Annotated in this window: 18 protein-coding genes; 4 read left to right on the top strand and 14 right to left on the bottom strand. The window is 68.3% G+C overall.

The window, feature by feature from the left end; translation table 11 throughout:
- Positions 1-925 precede the first annotated feature (925 nt).
- Positions 926-1,288 (bottom strand): hypothetical protein, encoded by a 363-nt coding sequence (locus ACH34T_RS23200; RefSeq protein ID WP_395994310.1) that lies wholly within the window; start codon positions 1,286-1,288, stop codon positions 926-928.
- A 264-nt stretch (positions 1,289-1,552) separates the two neighbouring features.
- On the opposite strand from ACH34T_RS23200, the gene ACH34T_RS23195 reads away from it, so the two are divergent.
- Positions 1,553-2,494, top strand: a complete 942-nt coding sequence (locus ACH34T_RS23195; protein ID WP_395994309.1) for a helix-turn-helix transcriptional regulator — start codon at positions 1,553-1,555, stop codon at positions 2,492-2,494.
- A gap of 341 nt (positions 2,495-2,835) precedes the next feature.
- On the opposite strand, the gene ACH34T_RS23190 is transcribed toward ACH34T_RS23195, so the two are convergent.
- Entirely contained in the window at positions 2,836-4,158 is a 1,323-nt protein-coding gene (locus ACH34T_RS23190) for an exo-alpha-sialidase (RefSeq protein ID WP_395994308.1), read from the bottom strand.
- A 265-nt stretch (positions 4,159-4,423) separates the two neighbouring features.
- On the opposite strand from ACH34T_RS23190, the gene ACH34T_RS23185 reads away from it, so the two are divergent.
- The gene (locus tag ACH34T_RS23185) at positions 4,424-4,636 is read left to right on the top strand and encodes a hypothetical protein (RefSeq protein ID WP_395994307.1); all 213 of its coding nucleotides are present in this window, start codon (positions 4,424-4,426) and stop codon (positions 4,634-4,636) included.
- A 778-nt stretch (positions 4,637-5,414) separates the two neighbouring features.
- Here the strand turns inward: ACH34T_RS23185 and ACH34T_RS23180 are convergent.
- From ACH34T_RS23180 to ACH34T_RS23145, 8 genes are all read right to left on the bottom strand, one after another.
- On the bottom strand, positions 5,415-5,804 hold the full coding sequence (locus ACH34T_RS23180; RefSeq protein ID WP_395994306.1) for a hypothetical protein: 390 nt from the start codon (positions 5,802-5,804) through the stop codon (positions 5,415-5,417).
- Positions 5,805-5,859: 55 nt separating this feature from the next.
- Positions 5,860-6,282 carry an STAS domain-containing protein gene (locus tag ACH34T_RS23175; RefSeq protein ID WP_395994305.1) on the bottom strand — a complete coding sequence of 141 codons (423 nt, stop codon included), beginning with the start codon at positions 6,280-6,282 and terminating at the stop codon, positions 5,860-5,862.
- Positions 6,283-6,411: 129 nt separating this feature from the next.
- On the bottom strand, positions 6,412-6,753 hold the full coding sequence (locus ACH34T_RS23170) for a MerR family transcriptional regulator (RefSeq protein ID WP_395994304.1): 342 nt from the start codon (positions 6,751-6,753) through the stop codon (positions 6,412-6,414).
- A 209-nt stretch (positions 6,754-6,962) separates the two neighbouring features.
- Positions 6,963-7,403, bottom strand: a complete 441-nt coding sequence (locus ACH34T_RS23165) for an Hsp20/alpha crystallin family protein (RefSeq protein ID WP_395994303.1) — start codon at positions 7,401-7,403, stop codon at positions 6,963-6,965.
- Positions 7,404-8,027: 624 nt separating this feature from the next.
- On the bottom strand, positions 8,028-8,654 hold the full coding sequence (locus ACH34T_RS23160; protein ID WP_395994302.1) for a hypothetical protein: 627 nt from the start codon (positions 8,652-8,654) through the stop codon (positions 8,028-8,030).
- A gap of 76 nt (positions 8,655-8,730) precedes the next feature.
- On the bottom strand, positions 8,731-8,910 hold the full coding sequence (locus ACH34T_RS23155) for a hypothetical protein (RefSeq protein ID WP_395994301.1): 180 nt from the start codon (positions 8,908-8,910) through the stop codon (positions 8,731-8,733).
- A gap of 248 nt (positions 8,911-9,158) precedes the next feature.
- Complete coding sequence (locus ACH34T_RS23150; protein WP_395994300.1) at positions 9,159-9,395, bottom strand: hypothetical protein; 237 nt, start codon at positions 9,393-9,395, stop codon at positions 9,159-9,161.
- A gap of 540 nt (positions 9,396-9,935) precedes the next feature.
- Complete coding sequence (locus ACH34T_RS23145) at positions 9,936-10,583, bottom strand: TetR/AcrR family transcriptional regulator (RefSeq protein ID WP_395994299.1); 648 nt, start codon at positions 10,581-10,583, stop codon at positions 9,936-9,938.
- A gap of 49 nt (positions 10,584-10,632) precedes the next feature.
- Here ACH34T_RS23145 and ACH34T_RS23140 point away from each other — a divergent pair, with 49 nt between their 5' ends.
- Positions 10,633-11,088, top strand: a complete 456-nt coding sequence (locus tag ACH34T_RS23140; protein WP_395994298.1) for a VOC family protein — start codon at positions 10,633-10,635, stop codon at positions 11,086-11,088.
- An 896-nt stretch (positions 11,089-11,984) separates the two neighbouring features.
- On the opposite strand, the gene ACH34T_RS23135 is transcribed toward ACH34T_RS23140, so the two are convergent.
- The 3 genes from ACH34T_RS23135 to ACH34T_RS23125 all read right to left on the bottom strand — a co-directional run bounded on the left by ACH34T_RS23135 (position 11,985) and on the right by ACH34T_RS23125 (position 13,836).
- Positions 11,985-12,170, bottom strand: a complete 186-nt coding sequence (locus tag ACH34T_RS23135) for a hypothetical protein (RefSeq protein WP_395994297.1) — start codon at positions 12,168-12,170, stop codon at positions 11,985-11,987.
- Positions 12,171-12,369: 199 nt separating this feature from the next.
- Complete coding sequence (locus ACH34T_RS23130; RefSeq protein ID WP_395994296.1) at positions 12,370-12,825, bottom strand: nitroreductase family deazaflavin-dependent oxidoreductase; 456 nt, start codon at positions 12,823-12,825, stop codon at positions 12,370-12,372.
- 6 nt (positions 12,826-12,831) lie between these two features.
- Positions 12,832-13,836, bottom strand: coding sequence for an SgcJ/EcaC family oxidoreductase (locus ACH34T_RS23125; protein ID WP_395994295.1), 1,005 nt, complete (start codon positions 13,834-13,836; stop codon positions 12,832-12,834).
- A 93-nt stretch (positions 13,837-13,929) separates the two neighbouring features.
- Here ACH34T_RS23125 and ACH34T_RS23120 point away from each other — a divergent pair, with 93 nt between their 5' ends.
- Entirely contained in the window at positions 13,930-14,325 is a 396-nt protein-coding gene (locus ACH34T_RS23120) for a MerR family DNA-binding protein (RefSeq protein WP_395994294.1), read from the top strand.
- Between the two features lie 210 nt (positions 14,326-14,535).
- Here the strand turns inward: ACH34T_RS23120 and ACH34T_RS23115 are convergent, their stop codons facing one another.
- A complete protein-coding gene (locus tag ACH34T_RS23115) occupies positions 14,536-14,934 on the bottom strand; it encodes a CATRA system-associated protein (RefSeq protein ID WP_395994293.1) in 399 nt (132 codons plus the stop codon).
- Positions 14,935-14,986 lie beyond the last annotated feature (52 nt).

Here is a 14,986-nt window from a genome sequence, read left to right as displayed (position 1 = left end):
CGTCCTCCTGTCGGTGAATGACCTTCACCCGACAGGCTTCCCTGGCCCGGTCACCTCCCAGTATCCGCACCGTCACTCCACGCTTGGGGTTCGCGACCGGGGCGGTGGGGGTTGGTGTGGTCGCGGGCCAGTTCGAATGCGGTTAGTCCGACTCGGGAGGTGCCTTTCACCCGCCGGCAGACGGCTTCGAACCGGAAGACACCCTCAGCCCTACCTTTGCGTCCACGACTGCCATCCAGGGCGCGTCCAGGATGGCCGCGGCGTCGTGGAGACCGCCGAAGTAGAGGACCTTCCCCGTGCCGCGGTCGACGCGGTGCCCCAGGCGGGCGCCGATCTCTGCTGGGGCAGACGGGCTCAATCACGGACAGTGGGCCTGAACCGCTGGACGCGCACAAACCACACCCGGCCGCCGCGCTTCTTGTTGGCCGAAGGGGCTGGGTCTTCGCCCTGTGCGGCGTCTACGAGCCAGGTGACAGTGCCCATGACACCGGACTCGATACCGTCTACCTCGGCTCCTGATCCCGCCTTTGCTGGGGATCGGGCATAGCCCAGCCGCCCGGGGTCGATGTCAGTTCGGGCACCGTCGACGCGTGTCTGGAGCAAGCAGCGACGAGAAGGCACTGGCCTGGGTTAGGGGCTTGAGCAGCAACCGAACGGCCAGTGGCGTTAGCGAGCCGTCGGGGCCCGGGCATGGCCACTGGCCGTTCTGATGCTGGTGGGGCGTTGGTGTCCTTTGGGGGCAGACCGATCAGGGCTGGGGGCCGCGGGCTGAGTCGGCGAGGGTAGGAGACCCCGACGTCGAGCGCACGTCCCGGGGCGGCAGGCTGGCGGCCTTGCCTATTGATCGGCCCAGGGATGTCGGATCAGCCGATCACGTGGACGCACACGCCGAGCGGGGTGCTCCAGTGAGTGCGGACTCTGAACATCACCCTGCCGTTGACGACGGTGACGTTCTCGGCGTAGATGTCGGCGTCGCCGATGAACTCCGCCCAGTTGTTCGGGGGCTGGCCTCGGTGGCCGAGGCGACGACGGGCTGTCCCGGCGAGACCGAGACGCCCCACCACAGCCTCTCGCCGTCCACCACGTCGAGGTAGCACAGCGTCTTCCCGAAGGACGGCGCCGCCGCGGCGGCGCTCTGCTTGACGATGGTGGGGGTACGCGGCCTGAACTGACGGGTCGTGGACTTGGACGGGCCGGGCGGGTTCGGCCCCGCGACGGCCGGGACGGCCGTGCCGAGCAGCAGGCTCGCGGCGCCGAGCACGGGGAGGAATCTGATGGACTTTTTCATGATCGCCTTCTTGGTCGGCTGAACGTTCGGCTGGCCTCTCAAGAGTCACTGGACGGCCCGTGCGGTCCCATTCCCAAAACTGGGGGGTTGCCGTCTGCTCGCTGTACGTGGTTCACCCGATGCCGTCCCGGGCGATGGCCGTCCAGACTTGACCTTGTGATGCGATCGCTGGATGGACTGCTCCACAAGCTGCGTACCGCGGCAGGGCAGGGCGCAAGCCCTGACGAGATGGGGGCCGCGATCCATGGCGTGATCAGGCCGCACGTGGCACATGACGCGCTCCGCTTCGTGGTCACGAACCCGGCGGCGGGTCTGATGCTGGGCTCGCTCAGCAGCTGCTGGCACCACTACGAGCCCGAGTTCGTCAACGCGCTCGTGCTGGACCGGTTCGCGGGCGGGGACCCCTGCCGTCCAGAAGACCTCGCCCGGCGACCACTGCCGGTCGGCGTCGTGGACTGCCGAGGCGACCTGCCGCGGCAGCGGCGGACGCGGCAGGTCCTCCAGACGCACGGAGCGGGCAGCGAGCTGCGCCTGCTGTTGCGGGATCAGCGGGGAGTCTGGGGGTTCGTCGGCCTGGCTCGGGCGGAGGGCGGCAAGCCGTTCGGTTCCCATGAGGTCGAACGGGCCGCGCAGTTCGCCCCGGGCATGGTGGGCATCCTGCGCGGCTTCGCCAAGGGCCAGCCGCTGGCGCCGGGCGCCCCGGCACCCCCGGCGGGCGTGATCACGGTCGGCCCCGACCACACCGTCCGGGCGATCAGCCCCGAGGCGCGGACGTGGCTGGCGCATCTGCGCAGGCCGTGGTGGAACACCGCGCCCGACGGGATCCCTGCCCGGTTCGTCGCCGAGCTGTCGCTGGACACCCGAGAACGGGCCCGCGACGGACGCCCCCGCATGCAGCAGCTTTATACGTCCGGCCTGGACCCGGCCCGGCGGATCGCGGTGCAGGGCCAGCCCCTCGGCGACGATGTGGCCATCGTCATCCAGGCGGCCGTCGGCGACCTGCTTCTCCCCTCGTTCTGCCACTGGCACGGGATCACGCGACGCGAACGCGAGGTGATCGAGCACGTGCGCACCGGCGAACCACCCAAACGCATCGCCCGCGTCATGAACATCTCTGCGCACACCGTCAACGAGCACCTAAAGTCGATCTACCGCAAGACCGGCGCCGACGGCCGCGACGAACTCCTCGCCGCCCTCACCCGCTAGCCCCAAGGACCACCTCCCACCAGCGGCGTCCACCGTCGAGACACATCTCCGCCACCCGGCCAAGGGGACGGACCAAGCAAGCGCGACGGGACAACGGCTCGGCCACCCGGCCTAAAAGGTGCTAGGTGACAACTGTCGACCAGAAGCGAGCTGTGGGCAGTGACATCGGTGCCCGGGCAGAGCCCGCTGCTCACCCAGCCGCCTGACCAGCGTCGTCCAAGCCATCCTCACCCTCCGCCGCCAGGCCCGATGAAGTTGGAATGGGCTCACTTTTATCCCGCGGGCCTTCACCACCGCCACAGCCCGGACACGCCACGACCGCGGCGCGGCCCCGTGCCGGGTCAGCAGGTGCAGCCGTTGACGACCCAGGGGATGTTGAACTTGCGGTACAGGATCGAGAAGGTCTCGGTGGTGCTCAGTTCGGCCTCGATCAGGGCCCCGACCATCTCGTCGGCGGTCTTGGTCATGCTGGAGTAGCCGCCTTCCTCGCCGATGTCGACCGGCGGCCATTCCGGGCCCTCGGAGAGCGGGCGGCTGCGCTCCCAGGTCCTGGCGTCCTTGTCGTAGCTGACACGCACCCGCATCTTCGTCCGGGACTCGGTGCTCGCGGAATTAAGGAACAGCGTCCGGGGCGGGGCGTCCGGCTCGGTGTCGTTGTAGAGCAGGGCCGAGCCCTGATTCCTCGGGTCGAGCAGTTTGTCGTCGGGCGCCGACGGCGGGAACCTCTTGGTGATGTCGGGGGTCCGAGAGACCCAGCGCCGCTTGTGTTTGATCCCGTCTCCGTCGTCGGTCTCCCAGGTCGTCCTGGTGGGACGGTCATTGCGGTAGAGCTCACCGTTGGGGAGCTGGGTGACCGTGGCCTCGCTGGTCTTGGCGTCGCTCATCAGCACCACTTTCCACGTCTTGCCGTGGTCGGTGCTGTAGATGTTGCGGTGCTGCGCGGGAATCACCAGCGTGCCGTTCTTGGTGTAGAGGCCGGCGCCCGGGCCGATCGCGTCCCAGGTCCATTTCTTGCCGTCGGGCTGCTTATTGGGGAGCAGTTCGTCGGTCATGTCGGTCGGCTTCGGCTCGCCGTTCATGCCGGTGAAGGTCTGGCCGTCGTCGGTGCTCTTCATGACGAAGACGCGGCGTTCCCCCCACGCGCTGACCTTGCTGGTCTCCTCCCCGGTGTCGGGGTTGGTACCGCCTGACTGGCTCTTGTCCGCGGCGTTCCACGACATGAACAGCCAGATGGTGCCGGTGGACCTGTCGACGACGGGGGTGGGGTTGCCCCAGGTGCCCATCCCCGCGCCGACGGCCTCCTTCAGGCCCGACCAGTCGTCGTGCGTAGCGCCGTTGTTCGTGCCCCGCTTGTAGACGAGGTTGATGTTGCCGTAGTCCTTTTTGCTTTTGGCGCGGCCTTCGGCGAAGGCCAATAACGTTCCGGCGTTCGTCCGGACGATCGCCGGGATGCGGAACGAGTCGTACTTGATGCCGTTGAGTCCTTCCACGTAGTTTCCGCGGAAAATCACGTCCACGATGTGGTACTGTTTTCGGTCTTTCGCCGGGTCCTTTGTTTCGGCGGCGGCCGACGGGACGGAAATCATCATTCCCGCCACCGTCCCGGCCGCCACCACGGACAGCGCGCGGATCACTCCGGAGCGGGTTGTTCTGGTTCGGCGCACGGCGTCTCCAATTCGGGTGCGAAGGCATTCCGGATGGACGCGCCCGAACCTACGTTTCACGGGTGAACGAAGATCAAACTCGTGGGGCGAGCGGTCGATGATCTCGCGGACCGGAGTGATCAAGGTGCTGGTGGCAAGGAGTGGACCGTGGCCGGATGTGGCAATCAGGTCTTGAGGATCGCCGCGGCCTCCGGGAGTTGCTTGTGCGTCAGATACCAGCCTGGCGGCCGCCCGCGCCAACGGAGGGATCGGTAAGTCCGGCCCGTTGGACGCGCACCGCATCGCCGCCGCTGTTCTTCCCTGGACACCAGCAAGCGGCGCCGCTCCCGTGCTACGCGTCGTCGACCCCGGTATGGACGCCCGCAAGCGACTGACCGGCACACAGGTCACCACGGTGGCCCGCCGGCATGCCCGTGACGAAGAACTCGCTCCGGGCACCGCCCGCGCCGAGGCCGTCCGGCTGACCGCCCATGGTTGAACCCAGCCCGAGGTGACATGGGGTGCAAAAGGCTCTCCCGCATGACCGTATCCGGCACTGCCGTGCGCCCCTACTGGGACGAACTACCTGACGGCCTTGACATCCGTCTCGGCAGCATCAGGGTCGTCGACGTCCAGGCCGGAGAGTGCGCCCCAGGCCTGGCCGCACGTCCGCGCCCACGCGGCGGAGACCGCATCCTCGTCAAGGGCATCAAGGCGAACCATCCGCTCGCAGGATCGGCTCGTCGTCCAGGGTCCTTGAGAGCCGCGCGAGATGAGCTTGTGCTGCTGAAGGCTGGATGTCATTGCGGGCATGGTGCATCCGGACTGTCTCGTGGTGCTGTCCGTCCTTGCCGTTCCGTACCCCGCTGCTCTTGAGGGTGATCGGCGCCGCCGAACCACACGGACATCGGCCAGCATGCCGAAAGGATCGGGCTGTAGTTCTCGCTCGGGGACTGGTGGCGTGATCGATTTCGCCGACAATGCGCACCATCTGTACGCGGCCGGCCGGGTCGGGTTCGATGTGCACGGTCAGCGGCTCTGCGAAGGTGGACGGCGGTCGCGTTAAAGCGTCATCGGGCAATCCGATCACCTCCATCCAAGCCCTGGCGGGTCCGGCGCCAACGGCTGGCGGCGCCTGGTTCTGCCAGGGTCGTGGGCCTTCTCGGTATGGAGATCACCGCCCATTCTTGCAGTGGCCGGCATCGCCGATCAGTTTCCTGTAGACCTGGCTGGATGCTTTGAGCGGTGGCGGGCCGGGGTCAGGCGGAGCATGTGTGTCAGGGCGGCGCGGGTTGGGGTGCGTGGCGGGTCCACAGCACGGTGGCCAGCAGGTCGTCCAGGTCGGCCAGGTCGCGGGGCAGCCGGTGGTGGCCGTCGAGGAGGGCGGTGAGGCGGCCGATGTCCGGGTCGTGGGTGTTGGCGCGCAGCCAGTCGGGTCCTGCGCATTCGGCCACGGCATCGAGCAGCGCCCGCAGCGTGGGCGGATCGGCATTGTCGACGGAGCCGTCGACGGGACTGTGGACGGGGCCGTTGGCGGCGGCGTGCACGTCGGCCAGAGCGCGCAGGATGGCGGCGGCGTGACGGCGGCTGGTGCCGCTGGGAGCGTGGGTGTGGACATAGGCGGCGGCGGTCCAGGTCTTGCGCAGGATAACGGCGGGGCGGGCCATCGTGTGTTCACCTCCCAGGCTTTGGGTCGTGGTGCTGGACGGCGAGGTCCGGGGCTCAGTACCGGTCGAGGTCGCGGTCGTAGGGCGGTGACAGTGGCGCCGGCGCGTGGTGTCCGGTGCGGGTGGCGTAGTGGGCGTGGACGGCGACGTCGACCGACCCGTAGATCGGGAAGACCGTGGTGAGCCGGGTGACCCGCAAAACGTCGCGGACGCGCGGGGTGACCCCGGTGAGCGTGACCGGACCCGTGCCCGGGCCGTGGCGGTCGCGCAGGTGATGGTGGAGCGCCAGCAGGACACCGAGCCCGCCTGAGTCGATCAGGGTGACCGCGCTCACGTCCAAGATCAGGTGGCGGGCGCCGGAGGCGACGAGGCGGGTCAGGCTCTCACGCAGCTGCGCGCTGGTGGCCACGTCAACCTCTCCGACCAGGACCGTCACCGTCAGATCCTGGCGGCGGTGGTGTTCGATGGTCAAAGGCATGGCGCTCGTCCTCCCTCCAGCTCCTCACGGTCGGGATCGGCACGGGCTTTGGGAGGCCGGGGTGGTGGCGCCTGTGCCGTCCCGCCGCGGGCAGACCCGCGTTGCTGTCCCGGCACATGGGCCGCGTGCTCACGGTGGGGCGGCCCCGGGGAGGGTGCCCTGCTCGCCCAGTTCGTTCAGGCGGCGGGCGAGTTCGTCGCGTTCGCGGGTCACCTGGGTCAGTTCGTGCTGGAGCTGGAAGATGCGGCGGATGGCCGGCAGGGTCATGCCTTCGCCCACCATGCCGACGACCTGTTGGATGCGTCCGATCTCGTGCCGGGAGTAGCGGCGCTGGCCGCCCGCGGAGCGTTGCGGGGAGACGACCTGGTGGTCGTCGATGCGGCGCAGGAACGCCTGTTGCACGTGGAGCATGTCGGCGACCTGCCCCACGGTGAACAGGGCCGCGTGCTCGTCGTCCATGGGCAGCGTCATCGCCCCTCCCTTCGTGGTGATCCCCGGTGTGTGACCGGGTTCTGGCGTGGCCGGGCCGACCGGTGCGGGAAGGCGGGCGGCCCCGGCTCGGCGAGACGGCGGTGTGACCCTGAGCGCCGTGACTCGCCGAGGCGGGGCCGCGGACCGGCTCGCCGCTGCTGGGATTGGCCGCTGACTGACGCGCAGCGAGCCGGTGGCCTGGACCTGGTTCAGGCGCGGATGGACTGTTGGGTGTCGCCGCTCTGCTGGATGGCGACCTTGCGGGGCCTGGCCTTTTCCAGCACCGGGATCCGGACCGCCAGCACGCCGTTGTTGTAGGCGGCCTCGATCTGGTCGGCGTCCAGGTGATCGGACAGGTAGACGCGGCGGGTGAAGGAGCCCATTGGACGTTCGCGGACGAACACCCGCTCGTCCTCGCCGAACTCCTCCTCGCGCCGGGCGGTCACCGACAGGACACCGCGGTCGACGGTGACCTCGATCGAGCCGGGGTCGATGCCGGGCAGGTCGAACCGCAGCACGACGTCGTCGGCGCGGCGGATGCCGTCCATCGGCATGCTCGCGCCGTTGGCGTGCCCGGTGACCTGGCGCACCGCCCGGTCGAACTGGCGCTCGAACTCCTGAACGAAGGGGTCGATCGACGTCAGCAGCATCGTTGCTTCACCTCCGATGTTCCCCGGGTTCTCCAAGCCCGGGGGTGGTCTTCCTGAAGAGGAAACCTACAACTCGAAGTATAGATAACCGGTGTCTCGGTCTGTCAAACCCCTCGCCGGACTACGCCTGGGCTCGGACCCTCGCCGGTCTCAGAAGATGCCTCTCCCCTCAGCGTTGCCGCTGGCCTGCCCGTCCAGGTGCGGCATTCGAGCGGCTGGCTGGGCAGCCATGCGCCGCTTGTCCACATCGGGTGGGCGGCCAGGCTGAGGCCGTGTGAGAGCTCAACGCCCCGGTTACCTCTAGGTGCGCTTGACAGGTTCCTGGCTCCATGGGTATAGGAATGGTGTATCGGTCGTTGGCCTGGTGACGCTGGCAGAGGTCCCGGGGAGTGATCGAGATGCACGGCCTGGCACCATCACGAGTGGACCGCGAGTTCGCAGAGCTGATCTGCGCCGACGACCAGTGGCTGCGCGACGAATTCGACGCCCTGGTCACGGCAAACTATGGCGAGCCACCCGCCGGGCTCGGGCCGCCCGCGCCCCCACACACCCCGCCATCCGGGCGACCGCCGCAACGTCACCTCGCCCCGTCGGCCACGGCCGGGCCGGGAACGAGCGCTCCCATCACGACAGGCAGCGTCCTGCAACGCCAACGCTCACCTCCGCCCCAGCCGGCCAACAAGACGAACCCTCAGCTTCTCCTGGGCCGGCGGGCTTCCCCACCCGCCGGCCCCGCTGGTGGGAGGGTCGTCGGCTTTCGATGGAATCACCGTCGTCGGCTATGAGGACGCGCAACAACCGAAATCCCGGCATCCGCTCCTCGGGCCAGACTTCAACGGTGAAGCTCTCCGGCTCATCGAAAATCGGCTCACCGTTCGGGCGGCGAGCGTAAGGCACACGGCCGTAGTCGACCCCGTCGGTGATGTCGAAGCTCAGCCAGGTGATCGCTTCTTGTTCTCCGGGGCGGAGCGGATGATTGGACGCCGCCCGGGCGGCGACCTGTCCTGGAGCCACGACCCAGACTCGGGATACGGCGAATACGAAACGGATGGCTTCAATGCGCCGGGCGTGCTCGCCAGCCCTGTCCTCGAAGGCGTGGGCGGCCTGGTCGTCGCGCAGGTAGTCGTAATCGCTGAGCACGAGCCGCCGCTGACTTTCCAGCGCAACGATAGCTGGGCAATCGCGGGACCGGATGGCGCGCTCCAGCCGCGCGGCGACGTCCCGCAGCAGGCCAAAGGTCGTTTCGTTCACCCGGCTGGTCACTCCTCGGGCGACTCGTCACGGATCTTGGCCAGGTCGCGAGCCGTGAAGTCGTGGTAGGTGTCCATCACCTGCACGAGGCGCGGTCTCCCAGGTGGGACAGGTAGAGCAGGGTGCGCGTGAGAGTGGTGCGTTGGCGGTGCCCCGCCCGGGTCGGCGCCTCGTCGATCTCGGTTCCGTCCAGCTCTCGCAGCCCGTTCAGCAGGTCCTCCACCGTCGCCATCGCGTCGTGCAGGTCGATCTTCACGCGACCCACCTCCATGCCTCATCTTGAAGTCGCTCGCATCCGGGCCGGGGAAGAGCGCAGAGGCCGGAGGCTTTCGTCGCTGGGAGGCGACGGCGGCGATGAAGGTCGTCATCTGTTGATGCAGGAGGTTCCCTGCGCTGGCTGCTTCACGCAAGATGGCCAGTGCCGCGTCGACGCCAGTAGCGTCCGGATTGCCCAGATGGTGTAGCTCCTCCGCAGCCGAAGCGAGGACCAGTCGAGCTGGCTCGTCAATACGCAGCAGGTAACGCTGGTATCCGCGGTCCCCCGTCGTCGATGAATTCAAAATCGAGTTGCATATGCTCGGGCCTGGCGATCACGTCGGCTTCTTGTGCGCCACGGATCAGCAGGAACGCGGTGTCTTCCTCACCGACGTCGCGTGGCTGCCAGACCATACCGATCGGCGGAAGTTCAGTACTGCCCAGATCTGTCAGGTCACCCATTTCGTGTGAAACTATGGCTTTCATCAGCCATCGCTAGGCTGGTTCCTCTTTCACTTCGAATGCTCTCGTGGCCGTCTCGTGCACTTTGCCGGTAAGCGTCGCCTCGGTCGGTCGAGGGCTTCATCTGTCCCCAAGCGCAGCCGATGATGCCGATGACCGTGGAGCCGAGTACTCGCGTGGGCGGCCGAGCAGCAGGGCGTTTTGTTCGGGCAGTCGCCGGATCTCGACGCGGAGTTGCTTGTTGGTGTCGGCGAGTTGACGAATGCAGGCATCTTTGGAGGCGTCGGTCATGTGCTGGCGGGCTGACGTGTGGAGCATGCCGGCCGGGCTGAGAAGTTTGTTTCTGAACGGTGATCTTGGCTGCTTGGCCGGGCGGCCGGAGGTTGCCGTCGGGTGCTGGTCACGGTTTGGGTGAGTTCCCGGTGCTGTGGGTGTACGTCTTCTGTCGGCGCTTCCCGGTCTCCGGGTCCGGGCCCGTGTCGACCACGAACCGGTGCCGCGATTCGTTCCGCTTCAGCGAAGCCACAGGCTGGAAGGTGCGCATCAGCGGCGGCCCGCGCTTGTTCACGGGGCGCGGAGGATGGTGCGGGTGATGGTGTGGGTCAGCCAAGCGCGGTAGCCGTCGGGGTCCCAGCCCTGGTGGCGCCGGAGCAGGTGGTGCACCTGCGGCGAGGCGAGGGCGTAAAGCATCGCTGCGGCCTGGTCTGGGTCGAGTTCGTCGCGGAGAAGTCCGTTGTGATGCCAGGCTTGCGCGACGGTCCGGATGTTGGCGGCGGTCGCGGCAGCCCCGTATTCGCAGAATTGGCGCATGTCCGGGTCGGCCCCTGATGACTCGACAGCGGCGATGATCAGGTCGCCGGCGCGTTCGAGTAGCGCGCAGCCGTGGTCGGCGAACTGCTCGGCGGCGCGTCCAGGATCGGGTTCGGCCTGGGTCGCGGTGAACTCGGCGCGTTCGGCCACGGGGACGGGGAGTTCGTCGCCGACGGTGGCGATGTTGATGACCTCGTGGAACAGCGCGGTCTTGGTCGCGAACGCGGTGTAGACGGTGCGTTCGGCCACCCCCGCCGCGGCGGCGACCTGGCGCATGGTGGTCGCGGTGATGCCCTGTTCGACGAACAGCCGCGCCGCCGCGTCGCGGATCAGCCGCCGGGTCTGCGCGGCGGCCTCGGCGCGTCGGGGCGAGCGGTATGCGCGTTTGACGTTGTCACTCATCGCGTGCATAGTAGCAGTATTCATTGCAGTTCCACTGCACGGGGGGATCATGACGACCGCGGCGATCACCGGCATCCATCACGTGAAGTTCCCGGTCAGCGACCTGGCCACCAGCCGCTCCTGGTATGAGCGGGTCCTCGGCCTGCAGGTGCACCTGGAGTTCGAGGACGACGACGGCGTGGTCCGAGGCGTGGCCGGCAGCGTCCCCGGCATGGGCGAGCTCGGCCTGGCACTGCGCGAGAACCCCGAGGCCGCCCGCGGGTTCGCCGGGTTCGACCCGGTCAGCTTCGGTATCGCGGACAAGGCGGCCGCCGACGCATGGGCCGCCCGGCTGGATGAACTCGGCATCGAGCACTCGCCGGTCATCGACGCGACCGCCGGCTGGATCGTGAGCTTCCACGACCCGGACGGCATCGAGATCCGGCTTTACAGCTTCGCCATGCACGGCCGGGACCAGACCGGCCGTCCGGGCTATGGCCGCCCGGTCCGCGTGCGCACCGGCTGACCACTGTACGACCACCCGTCCGACCCAGGCCACATGGCCTCACCTGGTTGTGTTCGGTCGCGGGAAGGCCTACCCGGGCTGGTGAAACGCGCGTGAGATGGACAACCAAGTCGTCAACCGCGTCAACGGCCCACTGCCTGGACGTCGCCCAAGCCGGCGGGATCCCGATGCACCAGTGGGACTGCCACGGCTGAGGCTGTCACGGCGGCGACAACCAGCTGTTCAAGCTGGCCTGAACACCCCACCAGGCTCATACGTCCCCGACCAAGCAGGAGGCTCTGGGATGCCGGAGCCCCGAGGCTCTGTCTCGACTGCCGGAAGGTTGCTACCCGAGGTAGCTACTGCGATATCCATCGGCCGACACCCTTCACCAAGGGCGCCAACGCCAGGGCCGATGGCTCGCCGCCAGGCCGGGGAACTACGAGACCCTCGCACGGAAGTCTCCAGTACCGCCGGTGCACCAGGCCCACCCGGAGTCACCACCACCCGCGTATCCCGTTTGACAATTCGTCGGAGTCGCCCGCGCGACGCTTTGAGGCGGCGCAGCCTGAGCAGATACCGGGCTGGCCATCATCACGCCTGTGACCACCGCGGCGGTCACACCGGCGGCCACCAGCCGCCGAGGTCTCCTCTTGGACTCCACCATTGTTGTGTCCTCTTCGCCTGGCCGGGCCAGTGGCCAGTCCGCGTGCCGACTGCGGATTCTGATGCCTGCCCGCCTCGGCTACTGGCCGCTGCTGCGTTCCTTAGAGGCTGCAGGGCTGCGGCCACGCCCGTCTTCCACCTGAATGCACGGTTCTTTAGCCTGCATGCACTGTTGACTCGCCGCGCTCGCCCTACACGCGCGGGTTGTGTGCAAATTGGGGTGATACGCAGCACCCGCACCGCCGGACTCTTCAGCGGCCCGCCGATGAGGTCGCGAAGGTCTGCCGCCCGTTGTCGACGATCCGCGAGGACAGCGGCAGCGCCGGCCCCGAGTGACGCCGTCGCCGATCGGACGATTTCTGGCCGCGGCCGAAGCCGAGCGGCTTGGCGCGGCCATCGTCGGTCCGGTGCTGTCCGATAGCGGATCCGGACAGCACTCCACTGAATGTGGGTGTCCTTCGGGTGCGGCCGGAATAGGGCAGAGTGGGGCTGCCGGCTGACGTCTTCGATGGTCGGAGTGGCAAGGATCCTGAGGCGGTGGCGTAACGTCCGTTGTTGCGGCGTCGCGCTCATCCGTCCGCGGGGCGCGTTGCCGGCACGGAAGAGGGCGGGCCCTGCGAGAGGGGCGCGCTGGGATCACTCCCTCAGCGGTGTGACGCCTTCCAGAACGACCAGCGGGATGTCTCGCTCAGAGGCTGCCTGGTAGCTGTCGTAGAGAGGGAACACCGACGTCATCACCTGCCACAGAGCGTCCTTCTCGTCCGGGGTCGCGGTACGTCCCCTTGCGGCGAAGATGTCGGCGCCGACCTGCGCGGTCACCTCGGGGTGCGCGCTGAGATTCAGGTACCAGGCGGGGTGCTCGGATGCTCCGCCGTTCGATGCCACCAGTAGGTAGTGATCGCCGTCCTCCCCGTAGATGAGAGCGGTACGGCGCAGCAGACCTGACTTGCGGCCGCGCGTGGTCAGCAGCAGCGTGGGCAACCCTTGGTAGAGGTGCCCTTTCCGTCCACCCGATTCGACGTAGGTGCGGATGTGCTCGGCCACCCAGTCGGTGGGGCTGTCGTGGATCTCTTGTTTCTCGGGCACTGTCATCGGTCTTCAGGACGCCTCCGCAATCGGCGTGTTCTGGCCGCCGGCCAGCCACCAGTGACCGTTCCGCTCGATGAGGACGTACATCGCCATCTCGGCTGACAGCGGGTGGTCCGTCCCATCGTCGGCGACCGGCCGGCGGCGCACGTGCGCGACCGCGACGCCTTGCGCGGGGGCCAGTGTCTGGACGATCTCGTAGCGCGAGGCCGGCACCACCGGCCGGGCCATCAACTGCCGGTGGACGGCGTTGAGGGTGTCGTAGCCGGCCAGCGCGCGGCCGTGCGGGCTGCCCCACAGCACATCGGCGGCGAACATCCCGTCGTAGCGGTCGGCGTCCAGGGCCTCGCCCGCCGCGTTCAGCTCGGCGACAAGCATCTCCACGGCGGCTCGCGCACCGGCGGAGGCCGCCGGGTCGTGCAGCGCCGGCCGGTCGCCGTCGCCGGTGCCGGGACGGGGAACACGCAGCGGCCGCAGGGCCGTCGCCCAGCGCGTCAGGTCGTCCAGCATCCGGTCACGTTCCTCCACCCGGCCCGTCCGCGGCGCGCACTCGTCGCCGTCGAAGTCCTGGAAGATGTTCAGCGTGACGTGCGGCCCGACGCCCGCCATGCCCAGCGCGGCCGTGATCGACCGCAGGTGCTCCACGGCGCGCGTCCCGCCCTGCACGCCGTAACCGACGAAGCCGACGGGTTTGCCGCCCCATTCCGCGTAAAGGTGGTCCAGGGCATTCTTCAGGACGGCCGAGGTCGAATGGTTGTACTCCGGCGTCACCAGCACGTAGCCGTCGAAACCGGCGATCAGTTCCGACCATCGTCCGGTGCTCTCCTGCGTGTACCGGCCGAACATCGCGGGGGCCGGTTCGCTGAGCATCGGAAGTTCGACCTCGGCGAGATCGACCACCGTCAGCTCACAATCCGGGCGCTGGGCGGCGCGGACCCACGCGACGACCGAATCCGCGCGGCGCTGGGGACGGGTACTGCCGACGATGATCGCCAGACGGGTGACAGGAGTGGGCATGCTCGTCTCCGCTTCATTGACGTTGCGTTGCGAGCGAAGCTAAGGGTTCAAGTGCACTTGAGAGCAATGGCCGGGGGCAGGCACGATCGGATCATGGACTTCGACTGGCACACTCCCGGGCTCACCGTCGGCCAGGTGGCCGAGCGCATGCGGATCGCGCCATCGGCCGTGCGCTGGTACGCCGACGAGGGGCTGCTTCCCTGCGAGCGGGTCGCCGGCAACCAGCGCCGCTTCTTCGCCGACGTCCTGTGCCGGATCGCGATGATCCGGGCGGCGCAGCGGGTGGGCCTGACCCTCGCCGAGATACGCGAGGCCTTCACCGCGCTGCCGCCCGGCCAGGTCCCCACGCGGGACGATTGGGAACGGCTCGCCGACCAGTTGCGCGGCGTGCTCAACCAGCGCATCGGCGAACTGCTCAGCCTGCTCGACGAGATGACCCCGCAGGCCGAAGTACCCTCCCCCGGCGGACCGGCCGCCGGTCAGCGCTGACCTGTCTGCCGGTGCACGTCAGCGGCAGAGCGCCGTCATCACCAAAAAGGCTGCGGTGACGGGATGAACAGCCGGCCGTCCCGGAATGGTCTCGGCGTTTCCGGTCTTTCGCTGCAGACTCCGCTTCGCCACACCGTGCGCACGAGCTGGTAGGCCTCGGCGGCGCGAGGACCCACCAGCGGCGCGAAGACGTGGACGACGGAATCCTGATCAACGATCTGAGGGCTGGTCACCGGTGTCTCCGGCGTCGGCCCCGTCCGGCTCGGGGGAGTCCGGTGGGTGTGCCGTGTCCCCACCAAGGGAGTGGATCAGCTCATTCGCCCGCGTTCGGACCCGCCGGGGAGGCGGGACCAGCGGGGTGTCCCCGATCCGGGTGATACGGGTGGGCCCCGCCAGCTCCAGATCCACGGTCGCCTCCACGAGCGCCGCCTCGTCATGGGCGTCGACAGCCTCGCGCATGCGGACGACGATCGATTCGACCCGCTCCCAGCGTTCGGAGGAGAACTTCCACACCAGCAGATCGCCAAGGACCGCCAGAGCGTCGTCAATGGTCTCCGAGGTGACGGGAGATGATCCAGAGGGGTGGAATGCGTCATCGGCGGAACGCATGCCATCGACCCTAGCAACGGAAGAAACCGACTGTCCGGGACACTTGCAAGGC

It is taken from the genome of Actinomadura sp. 9N215, from assembly GCF_044326345.1.
Taxonomy (GTDB): Bacteria; Actinomycetota; Actinomycetes; order Streptosporangiales; family Streptosporangiaceae; genus Spirillospora.
This window is presented reverse-complemented; position numbering and strand designations above follow the sequence as displayed.